General features: G+C 47.2%; 24 protein-coding genes and 1 pseudogene. 11 read left to right on the top strand and 14 right to left on the bottom strand.

Annotated features, from left to right (window positions below; translation table 11 throughout):
* The first annotated feature begins 6 nt into the window (after window positions 1-6).
* Both R7E51_RS01375 and R7E51_RS01370 read left to right on the top strand, forming a co-directional pair.
* Window positions 7-399 carry a ribosome recycling factor family protein gene (locus R7E51_RS01375; RefSeq protein ID WP_017819813.1) on the top strand — a complete coding sequence of 131 codons (393 nt, stop codon included), beginning with the start codon at window positions 7-9 and terminating at the stop codon, window positions 397-399.
* 77 nt (window positions 400-476) lie between these two features.
* Complete coding sequence (locus R7E51_RS01370; RefSeq protein ID WP_017633575.1) at window positions 477-1091, top strand: LysE family translocator; 615 nt, start codon at window positions 477-479, stop codon at window positions 1089-1091.
* A gap of 92 nt (window positions 1092-1183) precedes the next feature.
* Here R7E51_RS01370 and R7E51_RS01365 read toward each other — a convergent pair whose 3' ends face one another.
* The 6 genes from R7E51_RS01365 to doeA all read right to left on the bottom strand — a co-directional run bounded on the left by R7E51_RS01365 (window position 1184) and on the right by doeA (window position 7852).
* Window positions 1184-1705 (bottom strand): DUF2058 domain-containing protein, encoded by a 522-nt coding sequence (locus R7E51_RS01365; protein WP_053307193.1) that lies wholly within the window; start codon window positions 1703-1705, stop codon window positions 1184-1186.
* 172 nt (window positions 1706-1877) lie between these two features.
* Window positions 1878-3281: an aspartate aminotransferase family protein gene (locus tag R7E51_RS01360; protein ID WP_053307194.1), complete on the bottom strand. Its 1404-nt coding sequence runs from the start codon at window positions 3279-3281 to the stop codon at window positions 1878-1880.
* A gap of 41 nt (window positions 3282-3322) precedes the next feature.
* The gene (locus R7E51_RS01355; RefSeq protein WP_206957459.1) at window positions 3323-4843 is read right to left on the bottom strand and encodes an NAD-dependent succinate-semialdehyde dehydrogenase; all 1521 of its coding nucleotides are present in this window, start codon (window positions 4841-4843) and stop codon (window positions 3323-3325) included.
* Window positions 4844-4998: 155 nt separating this feature from the next.
* Window positions 4999-5478, bottom strand: coding sequence for an Lrp/AsnC family transcriptional regulator (locus tag R7E51_RS01350; protein WP_033906328.1), 480 nt, complete (start codon window positions 5476-5478; stop codon window positions 4999-5001).
* Between the two features lie 124 nt (window positions 5479-5602).
* A complete protein-coding gene (gene doeB, locus R7E51_RS01345; RefSeq protein ID WP_115386511.1) occupies window positions 5603-6610 on the bottom strand; it encodes a N(2)-acetyl-L-2,4-diaminobutanoate deacetylase DoeB in 1008 nt (335 codons plus the stop codon).
* 54 nt (window positions 6611-6664) lie between these two features.
* The gene (doeA, locus tag R7E51_RS01340; RefSeq protein ID WP_017819819.1) at window positions 6665-7852 is read right to left on the bottom strand and encodes an ectoine hydrolase DoeA; all 1188 of its coding nucleotides are present in this window, start codon (window positions 7850-7852) and stop codon (window positions 6665-6667) included.
* 270 nt (window positions 7853-8122) lie between these two features.
* Between doeA and ehuR the strand changes: the two genes are divergently transcribed.
* On the top strand, window positions 8123-9556 hold the full coding sequence (ehuR, locus tag R7E51_RS01335) for a MocR-like ectoine utilization transcription factor EhuR (protein ID WP_017819820.1): 1434 nt from the start codon (window positions 8123-8125) through the stop codon (window positions 9554-9556).
* 20 nt (window positions 9557-9576) lie between these two features.
* Here ehuR and R7E51_RS01330 read toward each other — a convergent pair whose 3' ends face one another.
* Window positions 9577-10599: a helix-turn-helix domain-containing protein gene (locus tag R7E51_RS01330; protein WP_017819821.1), complete on the bottom strand. Its 1023-nt coding sequence runs from the start codon at window positions 10597-10599 to the stop codon at window positions 9577-9579.
* A 131-nt stretch (window positions 10600-10730) separates the two neighbouring features.
* Between R7E51_RS01330 and R7E51_RS01325 the strand changes: the two genes are divergently transcribed.
* From R7E51_RS01325 to R7E51_RS01315, 3 genes are read left to right on the top strand one after another with little or no spacing between them, the layout of a single operon-like run.
* On the top strand, window positions 10731-11492 hold the full coding sequence (locus R7E51_RS01325; RefSeq protein ID WP_017819822.1) for an SDR family NAD(P)-dependent oxidoreductase: 762 nt from the start codon (window positions 10731-10733) through the stop codon (window positions 11490-11492).
* A 40-nt stretch (window positions 11493-11532) separates the two neighbouring features.
* The gene (locus R7E51_RS01320) at window positions 11533-12045 is read left to right on the top strand and encodes a 2,4'-dihydroxyacetophenone dioxygenase family protein (RefSeq protein ID WP_206957461.1); all 513 of its coding nucleotides are present in this window, start codon (window positions 11533-11535) and stop codon (window positions 12043-12045) included.
* A gap of 4 nt (window positions 12046-12049) precedes the next feature.
* Window positions 12050-13108, top strand: a complete 1059-nt coding sequence (locus R7E51_RS01315) for a zinc-binding dehydrogenase (protein WP_017819824.1) — start codon at window positions 12050-12052, stop codon at window positions 13106-13108.
* Window positions 13109-13191: 83 nt separating this feature from the next.
* Here the strand turns inward: R7E51_RS01315 and R7E51_RS01310 are convergent, their stop codons facing one another.
* Window positions 13192-14316 carry an alkene reductase gene (locus R7E51_RS01310; protein WP_017819825.1) on the bottom strand — a complete coding sequence of 375 codons (1125 nt, stop codon included), beginning with the start codon at window positions 14314-14316 and terminating at the stop codon, window positions 13192-13194.
* 10 nt (window positions 14317-14326) lie between these two features.
* Window positions 14327-14956 (bottom strand): glutaredoxin 2, encoded by a 630-nt coding sequence (grxB, locus tag R7E51_RS01305; protein ID WP_206957463.1) that lies wholly within the window; start codon window positions 14954-14956, stop codon window positions 14327-14329.
* Between the two features lie 198 nt (window positions 14957-15154).
* Here grxB and R7E51_RS01300 point away from each other — a divergent pair, with 198 nt between their 5' ends.
* Complete coding sequence (locus R7E51_RS01300; protein ID WP_021035930.1) at window positions 15155-16090, top strand: LysR family transcriptional regulator; 936 nt, start codon at window positions 15155-15157, stop codon at window positions 16088-16090.
* On the opposite strand, the gene R7E51_RS01295 is transcribed toward R7E51_RS01300, so the two are convergent.
* A complete protein-coding gene (locus R7E51_RS01295) occupies window positions 16043-16954 on the bottom strand; it encodes a LysR family transcriptional regulator (protein WP_017819828.1) in 912 nt (303 codons plus the stop codon). The genes R7E51_RS01300 and R7E51_RS01295 overlap by 48 nt on opposite strands.
* 220 nt (window positions 16955-17174) lie before the next feature.
* Here R7E51_RS01295 and R7E51_RS01290 point away from each other — a divergent pair, with 220 nt between their 5' ends.
* Window positions 17175-20054, top strand: a complete 2880-nt coding sequence (locus tag R7E51_RS01290) for an MGH1-like glycoside hydrolase domain-containing protein (protein WP_017819829.1) — start codon at window positions 17175-17177, stop codon at window positions 20052-20054.
* A 105-nt stretch (window positions 20055-20159) separates the two neighbouring features.
* Here the strand turns inward: R7E51_RS01290 and R7E51_RS01285 are convergent, their stop codons facing one another.
* On the bottom strand, window positions 20160-21728 hold the full coding sequence (locus R7E51_RS01285; protein WP_171342631.1) for a DEAD/DEAH box helicase: 1569 nt from the start codon (window positions 21726-21728) through the stop codon (window positions 20160-20162).
* A gap of 148 nt (window positions 21729-21876) precedes the next feature.
* On the opposite strand from R7E51_RS01285, the pseudogene R7E51_RS24095 reads away from it, so the two are divergent.
* Window positions 21877-21954 (top strand): annotated as a pseudogene (locus tag R7E51_RS24095) (VOC family protein); the annotation flags it as partial.
* 59 nt (window positions 21955-22013) lie between these two features.
* On the opposite strand, the gene R7E51_RS01280 reads toward R7E51_RS24095, so the two are convergent.
* Window positions 22014-22724, bottom strand: a complete 711-nt coding sequence (locus tag R7E51_RS01280) for a lipoate--protein ligase family protein (protein ID WP_005373753.1) — start codon at window positions 22722-22724, stop codon at window positions 22014-22016.
* Between the two features lie 224 nt (window positions 22725-22948).
* Between R7E51_RS01280 and R7E51_RS01275 the strand changes: the two genes are divergently transcribed.
* Complete coding sequence (locus tag R7E51_RS01275) at window positions 22949-23275, top strand: DUF4156 domain-containing protein (RefSeq protein WP_017819832.1); 327 nt, start codon at window positions 22949-22951, stop codon at window positions 23273-23275.
* 79 nt (window positions 23276-23354) lie between these two features.
* Here the strand turns inward: R7E51_RS01275 and R7E51_RS01270 are convergent, their stop codons facing one another.
* On the bottom strand, window positions 23355-24383 hold the full coding sequence (locus tag R7E51_RS01270) for a hypothetical protein (RefSeq protein WP_017819833.1): 1029 nt from the start codon (window positions 24381-24383) through the stop codon (window positions 23355-23357).
* Between the two features lie 411 nt (window positions 24384-24794).
* Window positions 24795-25943, bottom strand: a complete 1149-nt coding sequence (locus R7E51_RS01265; RefSeq protein ID WP_017819834.1) for an aminotransferase-like domain-containing protein — start codon at window positions 25941-25943, stop codon at window positions 24795-24797.
* Window positions 25944-26068: 125 nt separating this feature from the next.
* On the opposite strand from R7E51_RS01265, the gene R7E51_RS01260 reads away from it, so the two are divergent.
* Complete coding sequence (locus tag R7E51_RS01260; protein WP_017819835.1) at window positions 26069-26938, top strand: AraC family transcriptional regulator; 870 nt, start codon at window positions 26069-26071, stop codon at window positions 26936-26938.
* Window positions 26939-26991 lie beyond the last annotated feature (53 nt).

The following is a 26991-nucleotide window of genomic DNA, read 5'->3' as shown; positions in this document are numbered from 1 at the left end:
AAGGCCATGAAAGAGACGAAGATTACGATTTCGCTCCCATCCTTGATTCACCGTATTGGGGGCGACCATGCCAAGCGAGCGAAAACACTCGCAGCAGAAAAACAGTGCGATCTTAAGCGAATTAGACGATCTCGTCATTGGCAAATCTCAGGCGAGGCTTTGGATGTAAAAGCGTTTTTAGAGCATCTCAAAAACGAAGAAGCAGAGACGATGCGATTTGCGATCAACAAGATCGAACAAGCTCTACTTGCTCACCAAGACAAATTGGAACCTTTGGACGTGAAGTTGATACGTTTGGTGAGACAAAACCCAAACATCACCTTAGCGGAGCTGATGGCTGAAACGAACTGCACGTTAGTTCAAGCTCGCACGGCACGATTTGATGCTGAGTTGCTTTAAGATCGGTTTGTGGTTTACTCACTTTATTAACAGATGTTAGGGTACCGATCAAAATCACTCACTAAGACCATTTTATTATGGATATTTGGCAGCTTCTCCTTTTTATCCCTGCTTGCTTTGCTCTAAATATGGCTCCAGGCCCAAACAATTTATTGGCAATGAATAATGCTCGTTGTTACGGCTTTAGGGCCGCGTTTACGGCCAGTTTAGGCAGAATTGCTGCTTTTTCAGCGATGATTGCGTTGTCTGCATCAGGTCTGGCTGTGATTTTGTATACGTCAGAAATGCTATTTTTGGCAATAAAGCTGGTAGGGGCGCTGTATCTACTGTGGATTGCGTTCAACCTTTGGCGTTCAGAGTCCAGCCCGATCTCTGACTTGGACAATTCGCGCAATTACGCAGGACTTGCGAAGCAAGAATTTACGCTTGCTGCTGGCAACCCGAAAGCGATACTTATTTTTACTGCATTCTTGCCGCAATTTGTTGATGCCAATGCCAACGTTCAAGAGCAGTTTTTTGCCCTTGGCTCCACGTTTTTGATATTAGAAATGGTCGCCATTTCAATCTATGCCATCTTTGGTTTGTACTTGAGACACTGGTTTTCAAATCCAAAAATGGCGAAACGTTTCAATCGCGGATGTTCGTTGTTTTTAGCAGCATCAGGTGCGAATTTGCTACTAAGTAAGCAATAACAACACATCATCTCTGTAGATTATTTTTCTATAAAAAGAGCCGCTGATGTTACATCAGCGGCTCTTTTCGTTGATGCATCGATTATTTATTGTTACCACATCAAATCGTCAGGCACGACGAAATCTGCGTATGGATCGTCTTCTGCTGGAATGTCAGATTCTGCTTCTTTCTGTTCGATGATGACGGACTCATCACGTTGAGCAATTTTATTCGCTACTCCACGTGGAATGACAACATAGCTTTCACCAACAATTGCGATTGCCAAAATACCTTTGATCAACTGCTCGCGGATAAGTGAATCTACATAAAGTGATTTCACTAGCGTACCGTGAGTGAAGTTGTATTTGATGTCGCCATCTTTTAAGTCGATCTTGTTCATCTCAATCAATTGATTGATCTGCGCTTTGATCTCTTTATTTAATCGCTCAGCATTTTGTTGCTCGCTCAATTGTTTATCACGCTCTAACTGTTGGCGTTTATTCTCTTCAACCGCCGCTTTTACTTCGCGTGCTTGAACGCGTGATTTTTTTGAGCCTTTCTTCGCTTTCTTTAGTTTCTTTTCATTAACTAAGCCAGCTTTCAGCATTTGTTCTTGAAGGGTAAGTTTTGCCATGTTTCATCCAGTTAGTGCGCAATTTTGGGCATTTTACCCACTATTGCCACTTGTAGTAAATAATAGTGCTTTCTATGGGTCTAAAATGTTTGGTTGGCTTGTTGTCTCTTTAATGGAAAGTGCAAAGCGGGCCTTCTCCAAAGCCCGCGAGCATTACTGAAATCTAGGTGGGTTATGGCTGCCACTGTTTAGATGTGACGAGGTTATCCATCACTTTGTTTACCGCTTGATGCGCTTTGTCGACAATGGTGTCTATATCGTTACGGTTCGCGATAAGCGGTGGAGCAAATCCGAGGATGTCACCATGTGGCATGGCGCGAGCGATTAAGCCTTGCTCTAAACAGGCCGCCGCGATTTGCGGGCCTACTTTCAAGTTTGGATCAAAGTGTGCACGGCGGAGCTTGTCTGAAGAAAACTCCAACGCATGCAACAAGCCAACGCCACGAGTATCACCGACCAATGGATGATCGTTAAACGTCTCCGCCATGCGTTGCTGCAAGTAAGCGCCGACTTCGGCTGCGTTTTGCACCAGGCCTTCACGTTCAATGATATCGAGGTTGCAGTTCGCGGCTGCCGCTCCCATTGGGTGACCAGAGTAGGTATAACCGTGTCCGATAGCACCCCATTGGTCGGTGCCGTTTTCTAGCGCACTCCAAACTCGTTCACCGACGATCACGCCAGACAGCGGTTGATACGCTGAGGTTAACCCTTTCGCTACCGTGATGAGATCTGGTTTCATGTCGTAGTGGAGTGAGCCAAAATCGGAGCCGAGGCGACCAAAGCCACACACCACTTCATCCGCAATCAAGAGTACATCGTATTTGTCGAGTACTTTGCGAATCGCCTGCCAGTACCCTGCTGGTGGTGGCACAATACCGCCAGTACCGAGCACTGGTTCCGCAATCATTGCTGCTACCGTTTCTGGGCCTTCTTCCAAGATCATCGCTTCGAGTTGATCTGCGCAATATTGAGAGAATTCAAGCTCAGACATACTCTCGTCTTCACGGCGATAATAATATGGCGCGATGGTGTGTTTGATACGCTCAAGTGGTAAATCAAAATGGGCGTGGAACAGCGGCAAACCTGTCATTGAACCGGACGCGATACTTGAACCATGGTAGCCGCGGTCACGCGAAATGATTTTTTTCTTCTCTGGTAGACCACGAGCATTGTTGTAATACCACACCAACTTAAGTTGAGTTTCGTTCGCGTCGCTGCCTGACATGCCGTAGTAAACTTTGCTCATGCCTTCAGGCGCCATTTTGATGATGCGATCTGACAGTGTCACGAGCGCTTCGTTCGTATGACCGACGTAAGTGTGGTAGTACGCCAGTTCTTTGGCTTGCTCATAAATCGCATCGGCCATTTCGGTCCTGCCATAGCCAATGTTTACACAATACAACCCGGCAAAGCCGTCTATCAGCTCGATGCCTTCTGAATCGGTGATGCGTATTCCGCTTCCGCTCGAGATAATTCTTCCCGGAAGCTCCCCGGCCGCATACTGCTTCAGGTGGGTTGAGGCATGAAATACTCTCTGACGATCGATCTCTAAAAGTTGTTGGGTTTTGTTACTCATGATCCTTCTCCTCGAATAATTGGATATCCATATTTCGTGCCTCAACTGCCACTGACGGTTGGTAAAGCGCCTAAGCAGCAGTATTTGATTTCACTGTATTCTTCAAATCCGTGACGGCTTCCTTCTCGTCCAAGACCAGACTGTTTCACGCCGCCGAATGGGATAGGGTGCCCTGTCATTTTGACGGAGTTCACGCTCACCATGCCAAACTCCAAACCGCGCATGCAGTGCCAAATTTGGTGAATATCGTGACCATAAACATAGGCAGCTAAGCCGTACTCAGTGTCGTTGCTCATTTCAATCACGGTATCTAAGTCTTGGTAAGGCAATACGCCTGCCACAGGACAAAAATTCTCTTCGCGATACACCGCCATTTCAGGGGTGACATCGGCTAGCAATGTCGGCGCGAAGAAGTTTTCGCCTGGTACGGGCTGGTGGTATCCCGCTACCAATCGTGCGCCTTTGTCGAGCGCGTCACGCACCAAATCATGCGCTTTATCCACCGCAGTGCGATTAATAAGCGGTCCCATGGTGGTTTTTTCGTCTAAGCCACTGCCCAAAACGATGTGGCTCATTTTTTTGGCAAATGCTTCCAAAAATGCTTCGTACTTATCGTCAGGGACGAAAATACGGTTTGCGGCCAAGCAGTCTTGTCCTGCGGTTTGAAACTTCGCATCCACGGCGGCTTTGGCTGCTTGCTCGACATCCATATCTGGCAGCACGATGAAAGGGGCGTTACCACCTAGCTCCATACTGCACTTCTTCACGGTTTGTGCCGCGTCGCGTAGCAATAGTTTGCCTACTCGAGTTGAGCCTGTGAACGAGAGCGCTTTGACTTTATCGGAGTGGCACAAGGTTTGTGACACCATCACCGCATCGCCAGTGATCACGTTAAATACACCAGGTGGAAAGCCAGCTCGGTCTGATAACTCTGCCAACGCTAACGCAGAAAAAGGCGTTTCACTGGCGGGCTTAATGATCACCGGACAGCCTATTGCTAGTGCGGCAGCGGCTTTGCGTGTGATCATGGCATTAGGAAAGTTCCAAGGCGTAATCAGTGCTGCGACACCAATTGGCTCGCGCACCGTTGATAGCTGCGCATTCGGAATATGACTTGGGATGGTTTCACCATAGCTGCGGCGTGCTTCTTCGGCAAACCAACGAACAAAGGATGCGCCGTAGTCAATCTCACCTACAGCATCACCTAGTGTTTTTCCTTGCTCCATCACCATCAAATGAGCAAGATCTTGCTTTGATTCTAGAATCAGGTCGTGCCAACGCATGAGAATTTCAGCGCGCTCTTCTGCTTGCATTTTTCGCCATTGACGAAAGGCTTGGTCGGCTTCATCAATCGCTTGATAGAGTTGTTGCTGAGATAGCTTAGTGATGTAACCGATGACCGTGCCATCTGCTGGATTATCCACCGGATGAAATTGATCACCACTTACCCATTTGCCATTCACGTACGCTAAACCTCTCACCAAACGTACGTCTTTCATTATCGCCATCATGTCGTGCGAGGCTTTTAATTCTTCAGCGTGTAAGCTGTGCAGTGCTGTCATGAGTCCTTCTCCCAGCATCGTTGTCCATAATGAAACTGTAATGGAGAAGTGACCGAAATAATTTCTGATACCGAGGTTTAAAACGTCAGAACTTTCTTTTTAGTGCCGTTAAATATGGTGTTTTTTCTGTTCACGCCTGATACGCATTTTCCCTTTTATAACAAAGCGTTTTGGTTTACTTCGAATGTGTCCGCATCACGTTTGATTGTTTTTGTCACAATGTAAGTAAAGTAGCGCTCAATGCCCACATCTGAGTCTAACCAGTTGTCGATAAGCCGCTGATATTGGTCGATATCTTCTGACTGAATTTTAAGGATGTAATCGACACCACCGCCCGTGGCATAGCAATCAGTGACTTCTGGTGAATGTTGAACCAGTTGCTCGAAGCGTTTGAACGCTTGGGCGTTGTGTTCTTTGAGCGTAACTTCAACCATAACCGACGTTCGTTTGAACAAAATATCGGTATTTACTTTTGCTCCATAGCCTTCAATGATGCCTGCTTCTTCCAGTTTTTTGACGCGCTCCCAGCAAGGGCTCACGGATAGGTTGATGGCCTCGGCAAGGTGAGATTTGGTGATACGACCATTATCATGAAGTATTTGTAGAATTTTTACGTCGTAGCGATCGAGGCGCATTATGAGTCTCCCTGTTGAATACTAATCATTTCATGAAAGGCTGATGACTGGTCGCTGTTATAAGGTGCTTTCCAGTTTGCTTCTGGTATGCCATTTGTTTTGATTTCTTTAGTTGGCTTTTCAATCAGCCTATCTCGCCGCAGTCTTCGGCTATAACTGCGATAGTGTCACCGATATTCACCATAGCAGGAAAACGACGTGCCGCGAAAATACCATTGCGCTGTGACTTGTACTCAACGGGGGCGGTACCTGTGCGCTCGGTCGAGAAGATTCTCACTAATACATCGCCCTTTTTGACGGTATCGCCAAGATCAAATAAGTATTCTGTGATGCCGTGGTGTTGGCTTTGCACATAACAACTTGCATCAGGCATATCTAATAACTTAGTTGGTTGGGTTGGTTGTTCGTAGTCACCGGGCAAGTTGCCTGAGAAGCGCAAGAAGTTGCGAATGCCACGGTCGGAATAAGCGATGGTTTCTGGAGTGCTGGTTCCGCCTCCTCTTAGTTCGGTGGTAACAAAGATTTTTCCCTGAGACTCCACGGCAGTGTCATACAGGCTGGTGGCGTCCATTTCGAGCAAGATCATGGTGTAAGGTGCGCCAAACAGTTTTGCACCTAATATGCAGGCTTCTTCTTGATCGAGATTGTTGAGACGATGGGCAGCGGCGAACGGAACGATATCTAACGTTTTACCACCTGAGTGAATGTCTAACGCAAAATCGCACTTAGGAACTAGGTAACGAGTAAAATAATCCGCAATTTTCTCGGTCACTGTGCCTATGGGGTTGCCGGGAAAGCTGCGATTTAAATTCCCCTTATCGATAAACGACGTACGTGAGGCATTTTGTACCGCAGGTAAGTTCATCATGGGTACAATAATGACACGACCTTGGATTTGATCTGCCTGAAGCGAGTTCGTCAATTTTAGCAGGCTGGTGATGCCTTCGTATTCGTCTCCGTGATTACCGCCAGTAAGCAGTGCGGTTGGTCCGTGACCATTTTTGATCACGGTGATAGGTATCATAATACTTCCCCAAGCGGAGTCGTCATGTGAATAGGGCAGCGTTAAAAAGCCGTGCTGTACACCTTCTCGGTCAAAGTCTATGGTGGCTGTGATCGAGCTTTTTTGCATATCAAGTCCTTTTAGTTCTCAGACCTAGCTCAACAGAGCCTGAGGTTTGAAAAATTAGTGTTTAACAAATAAGTGGCGTGGAAAGTCACACAGCGTTTTTGCTCCATCATGGGTAATGACGATACTTTCCGTTGTTTCTAACCCCCAATCTTTGAACCACAGTCCCGGCATAAAATGGAATGTCATGCCTTCTCTCAAGATGGTTTTATCGGTGTCTCGCAAACTCATGGTTCGTTCCCCCCAATCTGGCGGGTAGCTCAAACCTATTGGATAGCCACAACGGGCGCCTTCGCGTGAGAATCCCGCTTTATCGAGAACCTGGTTTAGTGCATTGGCGATGTCGGCGCAGGTATTTCCGGGCTTTGCCACTTTTAGGCCTGCTTCAAGTCCTAAAGTTAGGGCTTCGTCGGCTCGTTTGAACTTGTCGTCAGGCTCGCCAAGAAAAATAGTGCGTGAGAGTGGGCAATGGTAACGGCGGTGCGCCCCTGCGATTTCAAAAAACGTCCCTTCGCCTTTCTTGAAGGGTCTGTCATCCCAAGTCAGGTGAGGTGCGGAAGCATCAGAACCTGATGGCAAAAGCGGCACAATCGCGGTGTAATCGCCAAAGTGGTCTTCATGCCCGAGCACGGCTTGGCGGTTAATCTCGGCAACAAGGTGGTGTTTCGGTAATCCTGGTTCAATCATGTCGAACGCGACGCGGTGCATATTTTCAACAATGCGAGCGGCACGGTACATGTACGCCAGTTCTTGATCGGATTTAACGGCGCGGCACCAGTTGACTAGTCCAGTTGCATCGAGAAGTTGAGCATTCGGTAGGTGCGTAGTGAGTGATTCGTAAGCGGTGGCGCTAAAGTAATAGTTATCTTTTTCTACGCCGATGCGACCACGATCCCAAAGGCGCGAAGCCAGTACGGCTTCGACCAGGAAATCCATCGGGTGTAGCGGCGGATTCATTACATAATGGTCTGGATAGTAGGTGATGTTTTCTGCCGACATATACGCAGTCCTGTATGCTCCGTTGGCATCTTGGCAGCGTCCAAACCAAACGGGTTCATCAGATGGACCAACAACGACACATTGTGGCACGTAAAAAGACCACCCATCATAGCCTGTTAGCCACGCCATGTTAGAAGGGTCATGAATGATAAGGACATCCAATTCTCTTTCTTCCATCGATTGCCGAACTTTCGTTAACCGATCCTGGAACTCATCCAGTGTAAAATGCAAAGCAACGCCTCTCATATTTTCTCCTTGTTAGAAATCCGACGCCTTATGGGCCTTCGGAGACGCTGAGGTATTTCTACCTTCTACCAGCTAGCCAGATCTGCGTTAAAAATGATTGCAATTTACCTCTGGGGTTGTATTTGGATTGAACGATGCTGTTTAACATGTTTGTTTAACCCATACATTTCATGTCAATCATTACAATTGTGGTTTATTTTTGTGCATTTCACCTCGTTTTGTGAGTTAAAGTTCGCCAATTGTTAAATGGAAGTTACAATGAGGTTAAAAATGAATCAATTAAAATATTGTGTCATGACAATTTCTTTGAACCCGATCATTCGGCCAGGCATCGCTAAATACATCTCCATTGGTAACTATCTTGTCGAATGTGTCCGCAGTGGTTATCTAAAACCGGGGACTCGATTACCCACACATCGTGAGTTTGCAGAACAAATTGGCGTCAGCGTACAAACGGTGAGCCATGCATATGGTTATGCAGAGAAAAAAGGGGCGATCGAGTCTTGGGTTGGGAATGGTACTTTTGTCAAATCAGGTTTTGTGGATGAAAGTACGGACACGGAGTTCATGCTGACACAAGAGATGAAAGAAACGCCGGATGAAATTGATATGTCGATTGCACATCCGGTGGTGACCGATCGCCACATTACGCTTTTTAATCAGGCGTTAATGGAGATTGCTGGGCAAACAAACAATCGTGGTTTGATCAGTAAAGCAAAGCCGGTAACAGGTCAGCCTCATCATATTGAGTCAGGAGCACGATTTCTAAGTAGCCAAGGGCTGGATGTGGGTGGCGATCAAATATTACTCACAAATGGAGCATGCCATGGTTTAACGTTGGCTTTAAGCACAGTTGTTGAACACGGTGATTTAGTTGCTTGTGGTCACTTGGTTGATCATGGCTTGATCTCTCGCTCGAGAATGCTTGGATTTAAGTTGCAACCACTTGAAATGGATGAGTTTGGTATAACGCCGGATGCATTTGAATGGGCATGTAAACACAAACCAATCAAGGTATTGTGTTGCACACCGAGCATGGCTAACCCGACTAGTGCGCATATGGATGTTGAACGCCGAGAGGCGATAGCGAATATTGCGCAGCAATACGACATCTATGTCATTGAAGATGACGTGTATGGAGCACTAGAACCTAACCGTGTCCCACCCCTTGCCACATTGTTACCCGAACAAGCTTTCTATGTCACCAGTTTAACCAAAGTTGTAGCGCCAGGCATGCGCACTGGCTATCTGACGGTCCCACGTCATTTTTTGCAGCACGCGATTGGTCGTTTAGCGGCAACGAGTTGGTCCGCGACTCCATTACCATTTGAAGTCGCCCATTTGTGGATCGAAAACGGTACGTTAAATCGACTTATTCGCTTTCAAGTCAATGAGTTTGCTAAGCGACAGCGAATAGCAAAAGCCGCTTTAGAAGGGCATGTTTATAGCTCGCACCCGAATGGACAGCACATTTGGTTGAGACTACCCGAGCAGTGGAATAGCGATGATCTGGTTGCTTCGGCTAAGCGTTCAGGGGTGCAGATCACGGGATACAAACCGTTTGTTCTCGATACTAATCAGCCAATGCCTTACGTGCGAATCAGTTTGGGAGCAGAAACAAACCGAGGCTACATCAAACACGGGTTATCTGTGATTGCTGAAATTCTCGATACCAACCCTCCCACCTCACATTTTTTGGTTTGAGCGATAGGTTATTTATGCTTTTATCTGATGGACTTAAACGTTTGTAACTGAGTTTTTTCTTGTCGCCATTGCCTCGGCGATTTCCCCGTCCAACGGCGAAAGTGGCGGCTGAAGACCGCAGTTTCTGCATAGCCCAGTTGCAACGCGATATCGGTAATACTCTGAATATTCTCATGCAATCGCTGTTCGGCGAAATCCTGACGCACTTGTTGTAAAAGCTGCCGATAATTTGTGCCCTGTTGTTTCAGCTTGTTTTGCAGCATTCTCGGATGCAGGTCCAATGCTCTTGCAACGCGCTCAACGCTGCATTCTCCGGTTGAGAGCAGACGGCCAATCATATTTGCCGCTTGGTCACTGAGATTATTAGGGTAACGGGTCTGCAGCTCTTTGAGGTGTTGCTGAAAATGGCGCTCTAGTGCGTCTTCATCTTGGTGGTTCTTAGCGTTAAGTAGACTCGCTTTAAGTAGGATACCGTCAAACTTATCACCGAAACGCAGTTTGTTCTGCTGGGCAAATGCGCTCTGTTCTGCCTCGAAGCTGGCGTGTTGGTTGAGGTGTAAAGAGAAGTGGCTCGCTTCAATATCAAGTAAGCTCGTAACAAACATGGCTAAGTGCGACACACTCAACTGCATCAACTGCGCGATACCGCGTTCGCTGTGCACATCAATATTGAGCGACAACCGTACCCAATCATCTTGTGGAGTCATGTTGAGAGTGACTCCTGACGAATGCAGATAGAGAAAATCATTCACCCGCACCAAGGCTTCACCGACCGTTTCTGCGCGGGAAACCAACATCGGCAAATCACCTAAACTTTGCAGGTTTTGGCGCTCGGCGAGCAACGCACCAAACAGCGGTTGCTTACAACGAGCAGCCGCTTCCTCCAGCAATTCCGCCAACCTTGGATAAGCGAGATACGTATCGGGATTGCGAAACTGCGCCGCAGACAGCCCGGCGGCAGCCATAATCTCAACCGGATTCTGCCCCAGTTCGGAAACCAAGCTATCAAATTTATCGGCAGCGCCACTTCGTACGATATACATGTCTCGATTTTTAAATGTTAACAGGTTGTAAATCGCAATGTATCAAATTTACTTCGTAAAAGGTCAAGTGAGTGCCAGTGAGTTGATCTAAGTTACATTTCGATAACAACAACGCATGGATGAGAAGCTGTATGGAACTTATCAATAAAACTGCCATCGTGACTGGCGCTGCGGGTGGAATTGGGCAAGCTATTATTGCAAAGCTAAGAGAGCAAGGAGCCAAAGTGCTTGCTGTCGATATTTCAGAGCAATCACTGCAAATGTACACAAGTTTTGACTCAAAGCAGTTGGGAACCTTTGTCGCGGACGTCACCGATTACCAACAAGTTGAAGCTATGGTGAAGTGCGCGGTCGAACAGTTTGGCTCGCTTGACATCATGGTCAACAACGCGGGCATCGGTGCACCGAAACCTCTGCTTGACCACGACCCAATTGCCGATTTTGAGCCGATCTCTAAGGTCAACCAAAATGGCGTTTACTACGGCATTCTTGCCTCTGGAAGACAATTCCAAGCGCAAGGCACGCCGGGCGTGATCCTCAATACTTCTTCTGTTTACGCACGAATGGCGTCTGAGATGACCTTTACCTACAGCGTCAGTAAAGCCGCAGTCGATATGATGACCAAATGCGCCGCATTAGAACTCGCACCATTGGGTATTCGTGTTTGCGCTGTCGCTCCGGGACGCGTTGATACTCCGATGTTAAGGCAATACGAAGAGATTGGCCTGTGGGACCACATCCGCAAAGAACAGATGCGTCAAAACTTCACACAACCAGAAGAGATTGCTGATGTGGTGGCGTTTCTGGTCAGCGAGAAAGCCAACTGTATCAACGGTTGTACCATCAGCGCATCTGACGGTTTCGAGAATTTTAAGTACCCACTTATGGGATAGGCGAGTACGCCACATTACAGCAATAGCGAGGATGTAAGTTATGTCATTACCAGAAGTTATTCAGCACCAAGATTTCTTATTAACTCTTAATACCAATGAGGAGTCGCTCATCAAAGACTCGTTACCGGGTGTGGATGTTTACCCGTTGTTTCTTGACCCAGAAAACGGTACTTGGGTGATTCGTGCCAAATTCAAACCGGGTATCACTCTGCCTAAGCACTTCCACACTGGCGTGGTGCATTTCTATACGCTGAGTGGCGCTTGGCACTACATTGAGTACCCAGATCAAGTCCAAACTTCTGGTAGCTACTTATATGAGCCGGGCGGTTCGATTCATACCTTTCACTGTCCAGAAGAGTCGGGTGGTGCAGATGGCTTTATGGTGATCCAAGGTGCGAACATTAACTTTGACGACGAGGGTAACTTCATCAACATCATGGATGCAGGTTGGATTGAGCAAGTTGTGGTTGCCGCTGCCAAAGCGCAAGGCTTCACTGCGCGCTATATCAAACCGGGTGCGATTGCTGGCCTAAGCGATGAGCTAGCGGAGTAACCCCATGCAACAGATGAACAGTATCATAATGCAGGATGGTAGTGTCCGCCTGCAGCAAGTCGAAATCCCCAAACCTGCAGCGGGACAAGTGTTGGTTCGCAGCCTTGCCTGTGGCATTTGTGGCTCCGACCTTCACATTACTCGACACGCGGATGAGGTATTTGATGTATTCCACCAGCTCGGGTTGATGCCTGATGAAGCCGGTGAGCACGCTCAAGTGATGTTGGGGCATGAGTTCTGTGCGGAAATTATCGAATACGGTGCCGATACGCAGCAAACGTTGTCCGTTGGTAGCCGAGTCACCTCAGTGCCGATGTTGCTCAGCCAAAATGGCGCGGGCGTTGGTGTTACTCCGGGTACTTATGGCGCTTACTCTGAGTACTTCCTGCTTGATGAAGCGTTATTGCTACCTGTCCCAGACGGAATGCCATCTGAGGCGGCGGCACTGACTGAACCACTGGCGGTCGGTTTGCACGCGGTCAATCGCAGTGAAATCGAGACGGAAGAAACCGCGCTGGTTGTCGGTTGCGGTCCTATAGGGCTGGCTGTGATTGCTGCACTGAAACAACGTGGCGTGAGCAATATTCTTGCGGTCGATCTTCAGGAAGAGAAACTGCAACTTGCTAGTGAGTTTGGCGCAAGTCGATTGATCAACCCGACCAAGGAAGACGAGATCGCCGTCGGGGCACAGTACGCGATGAACTCACGTCTGGTCATTTATGAGTGTGTGGGCAAGCATACCTTGATTGACGATTTTCTGCGCCGCGCTCCTGCCCGAGCGCGAATCGTCATCTCGGGTATCCATACTACACCCGCAATCATCAACTACGCGTACGCGACGGTAAAAGAGCTCGATTTGAGATTCTCTTACTACTACCAACCGCACGAGTTTGAGCAATGCCTACAAGCGATTGCCGAACATAAGTTGCCTTGGCAGAAAATGCTCACCGCCAAAGTGGGAATCGATGGTGTCGAAGACGCATTTACAAAGTTAATGACGCCAAATGACCACATCAAAGTGGTTATCGAACCTTGGCGCAGCGGCGCGTTAGAAGTGATTTAACTCTTAGCCAGATTAAGCTAGCTAAAACCAATTTTAGTTTGGTGACAGCCCCAACCGTAGCAGCTAGGTTGGGGCTTTTTTTGTTAGGCCTGTTCTGCGCATTCCTGTTGCAGAGCAGGGTAATCGGTGTAGCCTCGTTCGTTTCCGCCAAACAACGTTGAGCCATCGAGTTCTGCCAACGGATGGTGATGTTGCAAGCGAGAGACTAAGTCTGGGTTTGCTACGAATGGCCGTCCGAATGCGACAAGATCCGCGTAGCCTTTCTCTAATACTTCGTTTGCTCGTTGAGGATCGTAGCGACCTGCGACAATGATAGCGTTGCGAAAGCGCTTTCTAAGTTCGACTCGAAACGTCTCTGGAATGGTTGGTGCATCGGCCCAATCGGCCTCGGACAAGTGCAAGTAGGCAATGTCGCGCTCCTGTAGTTGCTTTGATGCTTCCAAGATTGTTGGCACGATATCTGGGCAGTCCATATCTTTAAACGTAATGAATGGTGCCAGTCTCACTCCAACTCGATGCGCTCCAACAGAGGCGATAACTGCCTCCACTACTTCGATAAGAAAACGGATACGATTTTCTCGTGGACCGCCGTAGTTGTCTGTTCGATGGTTTGAGTTGGTTCTTAAGAACTGATCGATCAGATACCCATTCCCGCCGTGGATTTCTACACCATCAAAACCCGATTCAATGGCGCGTTTGGCTGCGTTCGCGAAATCACCGACAACTCGGTTGATATCCGCTTGTGTCATGGCGCGTGGCTCAACACAATCGACCATATTGCCGTTGCCTTGTTCATCTGCAATCCAAACTTGCGTCTCTACCGGAGCGAGCGCAGATGGTGCGATAGGCTGTTCACCATTTTGGAATGTTGGGTGAGAGACTCTGCCCACATGCCATAGCTGACAAAACATCGCTGCGCCTTGTGATTTGACCGCTTTGGTCACACCTTGCCAGCCCGCCACTTGCGCATCGGTGTAAACGCCAGGGGTGAACGAATAGCCTTGAGAATCGTCCGAAATTTGTGTGGCTTCGGAAATGATCAGCCCGGCAGAAGCGCGCTGTTGATAATACGTTGCCATCATCTCATTCGGGATGTTGTCCGGCTGAGTGGTGCGTGCGCGAGTCATTGGTGCCATGACAATACGGTTTTGTAGTGACAACGCTTTCAGTTGAGCTGGTTCAAACAGCTTATTTGTTCTTTGTTTCATGTTGCGCTCCTCAGATAAGCACTGGCACGTTGGTCGCTTTACGAGCGCTTGCCATCCAGTGAAGTACGGCTGAATCCCATTGCACTTCGGAAGCACTGAAGAAACCGCGCAAAATGGAGAACATAATGGCTTGATCAACCAGTGATGTTTGCTTTTCTGAACTTAGGTTGAGCAAGGGTTTGGTTTGTTCTATCAAAGCGGCGACTTCTTTCGCAATCGTTGGTGTATCGTTAATCAAGGCTTCAAAATTTAACGCTTCGGTTTCTTTTTTTGCACGCCATGCTTGTTTAGCGCTTTCTGTTGCAAATTCCGGTAACGTCATGTTTGACCAACGCGGATACCCGACTTTTTGTAGCGGTAAAAACGCTTGTTTTTGCCAGTCTAAAACCGGTGCTGAGGGTTGGCTGCTTTCATTGGAAGATGCCAATTCAAGGAAGTAGTTGATGATGTCTAAGCTTTCCGCCATCGCTTCACCATCGTCTTTGATCAAAAGAGGAACTTGTTTTGCGCCGATGATGTTTGTGGTGGTGCTCTCGTCGTCATAAGCAATGTTGATGACGTCGAGCTGAATATTCAGCATGCCTGCGACAAAACGGACGCGGGCGCTAAAGGGGCAATGTTCATAAATGTACAGTTTCATTTTTTGTTTCCTATCTCTGGCTGGGCAGGGCGTGTTGTTGTGCGTTGAACAGCGTTACGGCGTTTAACTTTGCCCTGTCACATAACGTTCTGTGTCTAAACAATGTCGATAGGGTCAGTATATGGATTCGACTTAATTTGATAATTGGGTTATATCTGAATTGATTGTTCAGTTTTTCCAAATAATAAGGGCGCGAAGGTGGATAAGTTTTCGGATATGACGTTGTTTGTCAGCATCGTTAAACATCAAGGTCTGGCAGCAGCGGGAAGGGAGTTAGGTTTGTCTCCGGCGACGGTAACGGCAAGGCTGCAAGCGATAGAAGAACGCTATGGCGTAAAGCTTCTCAACCGAAGCACACGCCATGTATCACTCACGGACGCAGGGGCAATGTACCATCAAGCTTGTCTGAACATCATTGATAGCGTGAAAGAGACGGAAAACTTGCTGCAAACGGGTATTTCGGAAGTGCGCGGAACGTTGAAAATTTCAGCTCCACGAGATATTGGCAAACAAATTATTTCGCCGATGGTGTCGGCTTTTTCTGAGCAATATCCGGATGTGACGCCTTATCTTTATCTTAATGACAATTTATCGAACTTGGCTGAATCGGGGCTCGATTTGGTGATTCGTTACGGCGAGTTAGCGGACAGCAATCTCATCTCGCGCAAGCTGGCGTCGAGTCAACGCGTGCTGTGCGCGTCACCTGATTACTTGGCGAAGCAAGGTGTCCCAAACTGCCCACAAGATCTCGCGGATCATCGCTGCTTAGCCATGGTGCGCAGCAATGAAGAATTAAAAACGTGGCACTTTAAAGATGAAGAGTCTCACCAAACGATCACGGTCACGCCAAAGCGCTTTTCTGATGATGGTGAAGTGATTCGACAATGGGCGTTGGACGGTGCGGGGATTGCGTTGAAATCGATTTTAGATATTCAGCAAGACCTAAAACAACAACGTTTAGTTACGGTTTTGGATAGGTATATGAAAAACTTCAGCGCCTTTTCGCAAGGCGCTGAAGCGGATCTGCATGTCATTTATCAAAGCCGCCAATATCAACCGAAAAGAGTTCGCCTTTTTTTGGACTTTCTAGTTGAGCAATTTAGCGCGCTGAGTGATACCAGCAATCAGATCTAGATGCGATTCAGAGGTTTCTCGGCGGTGGCGATAAATCCCGACGGTACCAGGGTTTGGTTCGTTTTCCATGGTTAAGCATCGTAAGCCAAAGGATTCCAAATACGGTTGCAGATGGCGGGTATAAGACATCACCGCGACGCTTTCTTTCAGTACATCAATACTGGCGAGCAGAGAATCCACTTCGTAAGTCGGTCGGTCATCCAGTTGCTGCCTTTCGCGTTCATTTTGTTTCGGGATTGGGTTATCGATGACGTGAGCGAATTTCTTAGCGTCATAAGTGACCGAAAGAGCGGGGTATTCGTGCAGCATCTCTTCGGTGACGGTTTTCCCTAGCAGTGGATGGTTTGGGGAAACAAAATAGGCATCAACCGTTTGAAATAGCGGAATAAACGTAACATCGCATTTAGACGACAAGCCGACAATCTCGTGGCCGATGAAGAATTCAATCTGTTCGTTGATTAATGAATCCATCAAGCCTAAGTGGTTGCCAAATTCGACGTGCGTAGATGCCGATGGCTGCTTGGTCAGATGGTCATTGAGTGCTTGTTTGACGAACAGCGGCCACCACGCATCGCCAGTACCCATTTTAATTTTTCCGACTTGGTACTGTTTCCGCTCATCAATGCTTTGCATCATTTGGTTGTATTCATGCTGCATCGCGTTGCTATGGCGATAGAGGATGCGCCCGTATTCGGTCAACACCATGCCATTAGGGTGACGTTCAAACAGCGTTACGCCGAGATTCTCTTCCAGCTTCTTTAAATTGCTTGTTACCGTTGGCTGGCTTAACCCTGCCATTCTTGCCGCAGCGCTGATGCTTTGGCAGCGTGCAACCAGTAAAAATTGCTGCAGAGATTTGTCCATTTTCTTTCCCCTCTAAGAACGAGGGGTATTTTGCACAATTTCATTTATAAATCACAAATCTGTAATCTCATTTGATTGAAATTATGCGCATTTCATAGATCTACATCACTGTTGGGGTCTGACGTATAGATGTTATCTATAGCTCGCTCCTGACTTCCTATTTTCCCCTCAAAAAGGTGTTCTTTAGACTGTCGCCAAAACAACAATCTAAGGGATGAACATGAAACCGAGTTTTATTGCGCTTGCTGTCGCGTCTTGTATTGGTCTTGCTGGATGTGGGTCAGATTCCTCTGATGCGCCAGTGTCAGTCGACAAACCAATTATTTCAGCCGACTTATATTTACGTGGTTTAAATGGGGATTGGGGCACGGCAGAGCATGCCAAGCTAAACTATTTGGGTAATAACGAGTACGAAACCGTACTGCGCGTCGCTCGAGGTAGCAATCAGTTCAAGATTGCTGATCCGGGTTGGCAGATCCAATACACCTACTTTGAGGAGCCCGCGGCGTTCGATAAAGCTCAGGAGTACCTGCCAAAACCAGACACGAATGAAGCGTGTATGAACGATGACTGCAACTCTGAGATCACGTTTGAAGACAAAGGGTATTACAAGTTTTCTGTGAGCTTTGCCGATGAAAGTCGCGCGACAATGACTGTGACGAAAGCAACGCAAGAAGAAGCGGAAAAATACTACTCTGATGCGATTCTCGACCCTGCAATGGTGCATCAAGGGCATCAGAGCAGAGAAGTGAAACTGTTCGCCAATTACGATGACTCGAGTGATACCGTGATTTTCTCGGTGAAAGATCCTAAAGCTGAACTGCGTGAATTTGGTATTTCAACGACGACAGAATTGCGTGATGCGCTCGACCAAGGCTTAGTGATTAATGAACAAACAGGGCCGCGAGTGGTGTCGGATGATGTCGCGTTTGATGCGTTGTTTGCGTTGACGATGAAAGAGCTAGACCAGCTTGCTGTTTCTGAAATCAAAGACGGCAATTACAACTACAACAACCCAATCAAAGCGGAAGTTTTTGAGACGGGCGCGAAGTGGCATTACGTGTGGACGCGTGATTTGGCGTACGCAGCAGACCTTTCGCTTGCATTGATGAATCCAACTCGCGTGCAGAATGGTTTGAATTTCAAATTGTCTGCTTTCCGCGACACGACCGATCAGCAATACGATGGCGAGCAGATTGTGCAAGATACGGGCACTGGCGGCAGCTGGCCAATTAGTACCGACCGCACGACTTGGGCGCTTGGTGCAGAACGCTTACTTTCGGCATTGGATGGAGAAGAGTACAACCAATTTGCCGAGCGCGCTTACAAAGCGATCAGTAATACACTTGAAGCCGATCGCCTGGCGGCTTTTGATGCGAAATCTGGTTTATACACTGGTGAGCAATCATTCCTTGATTGGCGTGAGCAAACGTATTCAACGTGGACGCCAAACGATGTCAATGCGATTGGTAGCAGCAAAGCGTTATCGACAAACGTGGTTCACTACCGCGCGATTCAGCTCGCGGCTAAGTTGGCAGAGAAGTACGATTCAACCAACGCGGTCAAATACACCGAGTGGGCTGCACAGCTAAAAACCGCTATCAACGAGCAGTTTTGGAATGCCGAACGCGGTATGTACGTAAGTTATTTGTTTGATAATGGCAAAGACATCGCGGTCGACAAATATGACATGTTGGGCGAAGCACTGGCGATCATCAGTGGTGTGGCAAGTGATGCGCAGGCGAAACAAATCATGGCCAATTACCCACACAGTGAGTTTGGCGTGCCGGTTTATTTCCCTCAACAACCAGACGTGCCTGTGTACCATAACCGCGCAATTTGGCCATTTGTTACCGCGTACAGCTTGCGCGCCGCGCATCAAACACAAAACGTGGCAGCAGCGAACAATGCCATTCAATCGTTGGTTCGTGGTACAGCGACCAATTTATCCAACATGGAAAACTTAGAGTGGCTTTCTGGTAAGTCATTCATCATCCATAGTGATCATGGCGAAGATCCGAGCTTGGATGGCCCAGTGATTAACTCTCAGCGTCAGCTTTGGTCTGTGGGTGGCTACTTGAACATGGTGGTAGAGACCCTATTTGGCATCCATACCGAAACAGGTAAGTTGGAAGTGAAGCCATTTATCACAAGTTGGGTGCGCAATAACTTGTTGGCTCAGTCTGAACAAATCACGTTGGAAAACTTTGCCTTCAAAGGAAAGAACTACTCGGTAACGATTGACTTGCCTGAAGTAAGCAAAGATGAAACAGGTTACTACCCAGTTGAAAATGTCACGATGGACGAAGAGGGGCATTTCCACGTGACACTGGGCGCGCTTGTGAATGTAGATAGCAGCATTACTTTAGTTTCTGGGGTGAAACCGTATGTGAGTGAAGATAGCCGCGTTTATTCTCCGCAAGAGCCAACATTGGTGGTAAAAAGCGTTGATAATTCGGTTTCGATTGACGTGATGAGCAAGTACAACGTGAACTTGTATCGCAATGGCGAGCTGATTCAAAAGAACGTGATTGCTCAATCTTATTCCGATACGCCAACAGGTTTTGCGTGTTATTTGGCTGAAAGCATTAACGATAAAGGTTTCCGCTCTAATCCGAGCCAACCAGTTTGTGTCGGTGAAGAGATCCGCATCAAACTTGATGGCGAATATCAGCCACTCAAAGACAATGTCTCAGTGGTTACGGTGAGCAAAGAGAGTGCCATCGTAAAAGGTGCAGAGTCGTTTACAGCTCCTGTAACGGGCACTTACCAGTTCGATGCTTGGTACAACAATAACCTGGGGCAACTTAATACTGGCATCACGAACACCGTGAAATTGTTAGAGGTATTGGATGATGCAGGTAAAGTGGTTGGTCAAGGTTACTTGCAGATGGGCCATATTGGTGAAAACCAAGGTATGCGTTACTCAACGCCAATTGAAGTGACGTTGGAGCAGGGGAAAACCTATCAGATCGCGCTGAAGGACCACTTCAATATGAGTTACCTCAAATCGAATGAAACCTACATTTACGCTGGTGGTATTGAGGGTGAAAAAAACGAAGCGCAAATCGCAGATATTCGAATCACACCTTTAATGTAGGCTGTTTTAACAAAGCTGCGTTCTAAAAACTGTGTTCTAAGAAAAACAAAGCCGCTGAGATTATCAGCGGCTTTGTTGTATTTGCTATCGGGGGCCGTTTACAGGTTAGTTTGCCGCCTGCGGACGAGGTTTACGGCGCTGACCTGACGGTTTGTTTCCTGCAGGTTTAGCATTGTTTGGCTTGCGGTTACCTGACGGTTTACCAGCGTTGCCACTCTTATTACCGTTTGGTTTATTTCCATTCGGTTTATTGCCATTTGGCTTGTTGCCGTTAGGTTTGCGGTCATCTGGTTTGCTGTTTGCACGACCTTGGCCTTCACGGTTGCCTTTAGGCTTGCCCGCACCGCCTTGGTTGGTGCTGTTTTTGTTGCCGTTGTTACCACCGTTGAAGCGACGTTTAGGTTTGTTTGCACCATTGCCTGCTTTCTTTTCGGCTGCTGGGGCGTTTTCACTTGCAGCATTTGGCGCTTTTGGTTTTTTCGGCTTCTTAGGTTTTTTCGGTTTGATTGGGCGAGTATCCAGTTTAGATTCTGGCACCACATTGGTTGGCGCAAAACCTTCCAACTCTTTACGTGGTAGTACTTCTTGAATCAAACGTTCAATCGCAAACAACTCAGATGCTTCTAGCGCACACACCAGTGAAATCGCTTTACCTACTTCGCCCGCGCGGCCAGTACGACCAATACGGTGAACGTAGTCTTCTGCCACTTTCGGTAGCTCAAAGTTCACCACTTGCGGTAATTGCGGAATATCAATACCGCGCGCAGCAATGTCCGTCGCGACCAAAACACGAATTTCACCCGATTTGAAATCCGCCAGTGCTTTGGTACGTGCGCCTTGGCTCTTGTTGCCGTGGATGGCAGCAGCCGGTAGATTTTGTTCGATCAGGAACTTCGCTAGACGGTTTGCGCCGTGTTTCGTTTTCGTAAACACCAGCACTTGCTTCCAATCGCCGTCTTTGATCAATTTAACCAACATCGGTGCTTTTTTCTTCACGTCTGCTGGGTAGATGCTTTGCTCAACCGTTCTCGCCGTCGAGTTTGCCGGGTTCACTGAAATCTCAACCGGGTTGTTCACCAAGCCTTTCGCAAGATCGCGGATCTCATCCGAGAAAGTCGCCGAGAACAGTAGGTTCTGACGTTGTTTTGGTAGCAGAGCTAGGATCTTACGAATGTCACGGATAAAGCCCATATCCAACATGCGGTCAGCTTCATCCAGTACCAGAACTTCTAGTTGGTCGAACTTCACTGCATTTTGGTTGTACAAATCCATCAGGCGGCCTGGTGTTGCTACCAACACATCCGCACCTTTGCGAAGACGCAGCATTTGCGGGTTGATCTTCACACCACCAAAAACAACCGCACTGCTTAGTGGAAGATGACGGCCGTACATAAACACGTTTTCTTGCACCTGAGCTGCAAGCTCACGTGTTGGCGTTAGGATCAGTGCTCGAACTTGGTTAGCACGAACGCGAGGGCCGTTCGATAAACGCTCAAGAATCGGTAGCGTAAAGCCTGCAGTTTTACCTGTACCAGTCTGCGCTGCTGCCATTACGTCTTTCCCTTCCAAAATAGCAGGAATTGCTTTTGCCTGAATTGGCGAAGGGGTGTCGTAGCCTTTCTCTTGAATAGCTTTAAGGATTGGAGCAGATAGACCTAACGAGGTAAAACCCATATGTATGATTCTCAATTGTAGAGTTAGATAACAACGCGCCGAAAACAAATCGGTGCGAAAAGTGCGACATTCTGAGGCTTTTACGCGCAGGCTTCAACTAATTCCGTCATGGATAAATATTTGAACTGGATCTCATTTCTTTTTGGCAGGCAAAACTGATAACTGGTTTGGTCGATCGATTGAATGGTTTTACGTTGGCGATGCCCATTCTTACATCGCTATCACGGTATGCAGTTTTAGTTTATCAAATGCTGTTCGGAGTGTGGGGGAGGCTTGCTCCTTTCATTACTCCGCTTTTGCATGCGTTAAAAACGCACTCGTCAATTGCTGAAAGAGCGAATCTACCGATGGGCGGTCGGATACATGATGGAAGAGCGGTGTGTGGACATCACCACGAATATCATCGCTGTGACCGCAAAGCTGATTACACATTCGTACTGGTTCGACAATCTTCTCGACGTCGGCATCAATCAGAATGCATGCTTGTGACAATACCACTTGTCCGCCGCCTTTTTTAAGTAAAACACGCTGCGCGGTTCCCACGACTTTTTGCCCGCCAATGTTGAGGTTGTACTCGCCATCGCAGTAGGAATAAGGCGTAGCATGAACATCCACTTTCACGCCGAGCTGTTTAAAGAAAACCGTTAATATTGCACATAAATCGAGATACGCTTTTTTGATGTTGTAAGGCTCGCCTTCTGGCCAGTGGTAAATGTGGGATAGATTGATAATACCTGGCACCTGAGGGACTGGGGCACCACCGGTTTTACGAGAAAAGAGCTTCCAGCCAGACGTATTTAACGCATGTTCTAACTCATTAGACACTGGCCATTTCTTACCCGCGGGAAGCACGAGCGTTGGACTTTTTACTTGCCAAAGCAATAGCACTTGCGAGAGTTGGTTGGACTGAACTTGTTTAATGAGCTCATCTTCTTTGTCAAATGCATCAGCGACTTCCGTAGCTGTGTAGCGAATTAGCTTATTTTTAGCAACCAAACTCTATCCCTCGCGGCTATTTAATCGTTACTGTTGTATCTCAGATACAGCTTTATTGCTAGGTCTGAGTGATTAGGCTTTTGCTCGCTAGCTGCATGATCACCTTTTGGATCTTTTCCGTTGTCCATTAATTCTGCTTGAACACGCGATAAAAAGTTTTTGCTAGTCATCACATCAGCCATTCATAAAATCTGCCATCTATGAAAAATTTTGGCGATATAAGTATGAAAAAGCGAGTGATGACTCTCGCGTTAGCGGCATCATTAACGGGATGTGTGACGTCCCCAACTCAAGAATCTGAGCAAGTACAGGTGCTTTGGGACAATGTGAATGCGATTGAAAACTGTGAACTAATGGGTACCGTGATCGGCTCAGAAGGACACTTTTACGACTACTGGTTTCACGCAGATAAAGACATGGTTTGGGGGACGCTAAACCAAATGCGCATCAAGGCGGCGGATTTAGGCGCAGATACCTTGTACTTGTATCAACCGTTGAGCTTTTCTACGTCAGTGACGATGTTTGCAAATGCTTACAAGTGCAAACAGTAGCGATTTTCTTGCTCATAATTGAAAGACAGGCGCTGCTCGCCTGTCTTTGATGCGTTCTACAAATACTGGCGACTTTGCGTTAATTGACGTTTGCTGTCGCCACCGCTGATGTATCAGAAAACGACAACGTAAAGTCTCGCTCGGTATTAAGTACTTTGGCTGGAAACTCTAAGCTCAACTGTGTATGTGGCGCGACTTCTGAAGCAATGCTAGTAACGAATTTTCGGGTTTCTCCAGGAGAGATCGATATGTCACTTCCACCTTGTGATGAGAGCTCAGCGATACCCATTGTTTCAAGTGTGTTACCTGCAGTATCCGCCAGGTGTAATAAAGATTCTGACTTGTAGATTAATTCTCCACTTTCTGTGCGATATGCATTAAACGAGTTGAAATTTGGTTGCAATGATCCTTGTGAACCAATGTTAGTAACGGAAAATGTCACATTAGCGCCATCAAAGTTCTCGACTCTTACGAGTACGTTACCGTCTTGGTAACGAGCGGCTGCAGCCGCGGTTGCTTGCTGTTTCTGCCTCTGTTTCTCTTTTTCAATGTCGCTTAACTGTTTCTGCTCATTAGCGATTCGATTCTTTGCCATGTAGTACGACTGATCGACCATTGCTATTAAAGCGGGGATTGAATACAAAGTGAGGCCTTCCAAATGGTCAAAGTCGATTTTGGCATGTTGAGTACGTTTATGATTAGAAAATTGGCAGTAACCATCAATCAAACTGATGAAAGCCACTTCAAAAGTGCCCTGTAATCGGCTTACTTCCTGTGCTGCTTTCTCTAGATTTGAGCGGACTTTCCGAATCTCTTCCAAACTCTTTTGTGAAAGACGACCGTTTGGCGATACGTCGTTAGAAACCGAAACCAGTTCTTCGGTCACAAATGGATTGTTTTCGGCTGGAATCACCGTAGTGATACGGTTGGATTTGGTGATGTCTTCGCCCAATAAAACCATCATTTTTTGCGATGCGGCAGTTGTGTTGCCCGCTAATACGTCACTACAGTTTGGCGACGTATTGGCATACACGGCGAATGCGGTAAAAAGTGAAAGTGTAACGGACCAGCCGATGGTGACGAGTCCTGTCGTGGTTCGAGTATTCATCCTGATAACCCCTCTGTCATTTGGTGCGATTCACTGACGTAATTGCCAATCAAAAGATTGGCTCGCGACATTCAGAATGGTTCTGGTCAACCCTTCGTAGTGGGTATGCCCACAGATGCTTTTTTAGTCGTTTATCAACCGCTAAGCCACGATTGATAAAGTGTCTGAAATTGAGAGCATTAACGCTGCGAAGTTGATGTCTTTGACTGAAAGATAGACGTAACTTTTCTAACCATCAAATACGTGATTGAGTTCTCATTTTTATATGAGTGAGAGGTTCAAGAGAAAACAGGCACTTACTGTAGAGAGTTGATTTGAAGGAAAAATATAAATTTTTTTGGGGAACTTTTTTGATGCTGCCTTTGAGACTTTTTTTGAATCTCAAAGGCAGGTTCTTACACTCGCGTTCAATTACAACGTGTTGAGGACATCCGCGAGTCGAGAGACAGCTGTCGTCAGTTCTTCTGGTGTGGCATTGGTAAAGTTAAGACGCAGAGCGGCTTTTACCTTTGAACCTTCTGGATAAAAGACCGGGCTAGGCACTACAGCAACCCAGTTTGCGAGAAGGTTTTTCGCCAGTTCGAAGGTGTCACATTCTGGAATCTCGACCCAAACGAACATACCACCATCGACGGGTTTGAGTACGCAACTTTCTGGCAGCTGTTTTTGTAGTTCAGCAAACATGACATCGTAACGTGATTTGTAAAGCGCACAGATGGTTGAAATGTGCGTTTCGAAGTTGTCATGTTGGAGCAGGCCATGCAGCAAAGCTTGCATAGGAATACTAGAGTGCAGATCGGCACCTTGTTTAATTTTGATGAGTGGCTCAAGGTAGCTACTCTTGCCCGTAACTACACCAATACGCAAGCCTGGTGAAGCTATTTTGGAGAAAGAGCGCAATACGATGGAGTGCTGTGGGCAGAAGTCCGAAACCAGTGGAAGCGCTTCACCAGAAAAACGCAGCTCGCGGTATGGTGCGTCTTCAATGAACGCCACGTCGTATTGTATACAAAGCTCGGCAACTTTTTGGCGAGTCTCTAGCGCCCAGCATACGCCCGTTGGGTTGTGAAAATCGGGTACGGCGTAGAACATTTTTGGTTGCTGCGTGGCAAAGCACTGTTCGAGTTCTTCAAGGTTTGGGCCACACTCGGTTTGTGAAACGGTCACGATGTTGGCTTGCACTAGACCGAATACTTGCATAGCACCAAGGTAGCTCGGTGCTTCCATCACCACTTTATCGCCCGGATTTACGTACGCACGCGCAATCAAATCTAGCCCTTGCTGAGAGCCCGTTGTGATCATAGCCAAATGAGATTCCGGCAGCTGGTAATAATCGGTCAAAAAGTTAAGTAGCGGGGCGTAGCCTGCTGTTGCGCCATATTGAAACACCTCTGGCATATTAGCGAGGTTTTCGAGCGTCGGTTTCATTAAGTCGATCGGGAAGGTTTTTTCGTCCGGCAAGCCACCTGCAAGAGAAATGACGTTCTTATCGCTCGCTGCTGCGAGGATCTCTCGGATGTAGGATGACTTAGTTTGTTGTAATGACTGTGCGATTTCCATGTGCTGTGCTTCTCGTAATTGTCTTTTTTTATGTCAGAAATAGTATAGGTAAATTGCCAAGCTTGGTGTGTCCATTTATGCTGTTAAATATGTCCATTTATGCTATTTAAGCGAAAGTTTACTCCGTGAGCCATCAACAAGTTTCCAGAATCAATGACGTGCTGTTTTACATTCACCAGGACATTAGCAGAGATTTATCGGCTAAAGAGCTAGCAGATGTAGCAGCCTATTCTGAACAGCACTTCCATCGTATTTTTAAAGATGTGGTAGGGGAGTCTGTCCATCAATATATCCGTCGAACAAGAATGGAATACGCCGCCAATCAACTGATGTTTGATACCAGCTCATCGGTGTTAGACATTGCTAACAAGTGCGGCTTTAGCTCGGTATCTTCTTTTAGCCGAGCGTTTAAAGCAACGTTCGCTATGTCTCCTGGTGCGTGGCGAAAGCATGATTTACAAGTCGCAGAAAAGCCGTATCTAAAAGATCCGGAAGTGGCTGCGGGTTATCATCGGGTTGCTAAACGCGAGTTGCCAGAACCTAAAATTATGGAGGTTCCACAACGCTTTGCGGCTTATGTGCGGCATGAGGGTTATAGCCGTTCCATTCGCAATGCGTGGCTGATTTTGAAGGCGTGGGCAAGCTCTGAGAATCGGGACTTTTCGGTTCAATATGGTTTGCATCACTCCAACCCCGCTTGGGTCGAGCTAGATAAGTGTCGCTATGTGGCTTGTATGGCGATTGATAAGCCGCTTAAAGTACGCGGTGTCGTGAATCAAATGACGATTCCGGGTGGTTTGCATGCTGTTTTTCGCTTAACAGGCGTATATGGAGAGCTTCTTCCTCAATTGAGTATGGTGTTAGAGAAGTGGTTGCCGAATTCAGGCTTTAAGCAGCGTTCTACACCCGCTTATGTTCACTATCAGAAAAACCATTTCCTTAGCCATGATGAGGCGTTTGAGCTGGACTTCTATCTGCCCATCAGCTTTTTCTAATTGGAGTATTTATTTACTATCCGTAAGGAAGAAAATGCTAAGCTCTATATGGT

The organism is Vibrio sp. Vb1166 (genome assembly GCF_033338695.1).
Lineage (GTDB): Bacteria > Pseudomonadota > Gammaproteobacteria > Enterobacterales > Vibrionaceae > Vibrio > Vibrio alginolyticus.
This window is presented reverse-complemented; position numbering and strand designations above follow the sequence as displayed.

Excerpts from the sequence above, each read along its gene's own strand:
- R7E51_RS01375 (WP_017819813.1), top strand. The coding sequence starts at position 7 with ATGAAAGAGACGAAGATTACGATTTCGCTCCCATCCTTGATTCACCGT.
- R7E51_RS01370 (WP_017633575.1), top strand. The coding sequence starts at position 477 with ATGGATATTTGGCAGCTTCTCCTTTTTATCCCTGCTTGCTTTGCTCTA.
- R7E51_RS01365 (WP_053307193.1), bottom strand. The coding sequence starts at position 1,705 with ATGGCAAAACTTACCCTTCAAGAACAAATGCTGAAAGCTGGCTTAGTT.
- R7E51_RS01360 (WP_053307194.1), bottom strand. The coding sequence starts at position 3,281 with ATGAGTAACAAAACCCAACAACTTTTAGAGATCGATCGTCAGAGAGTA.
- R7E51_RS01355 (WP_206957459.1), bottom strand. The coding sequence starts at position 4,843 with ATGACAGCACTGCACAGCTTACACGCTGAAGAATTAAAAGCCTCGCAC.
- R7E51_RS01350 (WP_033906328.1), bottom strand. The coding sequence starts at position 5,478 with ATGCGCCTCGATCGCTACGACGTAAAAATTCTACAAATACTTCATGAT.
- doeB (WP_115386511.1), bottom strand. The coding sequence starts at position 6,610 with ATGCAAAAAAGCTCGATCACAGCCACCATAGACTTTGACCGAGAAGGT.
- doeA (WP_017819819.1), bottom strand. The coding sequence starts at position 7,852 with ATGAGAGGCGTTGCTTTGCATTTTACACTGGATGAGTTCCAGGATCGG.
- ehuR (WP_017819820.1), top strand. The coding sequence starts at position 8,123 with ATGAATCAATTAAAATATTGTGTCATGACAATTTCTTTGAACCCGATC.
- R7E51_RS01330 (WP_017819821.1), bottom strand. The coding sequence starts at position 10,599 with ATGTATATCGTACGAAGTGGCGCTGCCGATAAATTTGATAGCTTGGTT.
- R7E51_RS01325 (WP_017819822.1), top strand. The coding sequence starts at position 10,731 with ATGGAACTTATCAATAAAACTGCCATCGTGACTGGCGCTGCGGGTGGA.
- R7E51_RS01320 (WP_206957461.1), top strand. The coding sequence starts at position 11,533 with ATGTCATTACCAGAAGTTATTCAGCACCAAGATTTCTTATTAACTCTT.
- R7E51_RS01315 (WP_017819824.1), top strand. The coding sequence starts at position 12,050 with ATGCAACAGATGAACAGTATCATAATGCAGGATGGTAGTGTCCGCCTG.
- R7E51_RS01310 (WP_017819825.1), bottom strand. The coding sequence starts at position 14,316 with ATGAAACAAAGAACAAATAAGCTGTTTGAACCAGCTCAACTGAAAGCG.
- grxB (WP_206957463.1), bottom strand. The coding sequence starts at position 14,956 with ATGAAACTGTACATTTATGAACATTGCCCCTTTAGCGCCCGCGTCCGT.
- R7E51_RS01295 (WP_017819828.1), bottom strand. The coding sequence starts at position 16,954 with ATGGACAAATCTCTGCAGCAATTTTTACTGGTTGCACGCTGCCAAAGC.
- R7E51_RS01290 (WP_017819829.1), top strand. The coding sequence starts at position 17,175 with ATGAAACCGAGTTTTATTGCGCTTGCTGTCGCGTCTTGTATTGGTCTT.
- R7E51_RS01285 (WP_171342631.1), bottom strand. The coding sequence starts at position 21,728 with ATGGGTTTTACCTCGTTAGGTCTATCTGCTCCAATCCTTAAAGCTATT.
- R7E51_RS01275 (WP_017819832.1), top strand. The coding sequence starts at position 22,949 with ATGAAAAAGCGAGTGATGACTCTCGCGTTAGCGGCATCATTAACGGGA.
- R7E51_RS01270 (WP_017819833.1), bottom strand. The coding sequence starts at position 24,383 with ATGAATACTCGAACCACGACAGGACTCGTCACCATCGGCTGGTCCGTT.
- R7E51_RS01265 (WP_017819834.1), bottom strand. The coding sequence starts at position 25,943 with ATGGAAATCGCACAGTCATTACAACAAACTAAGTCATCCTACATCCGA.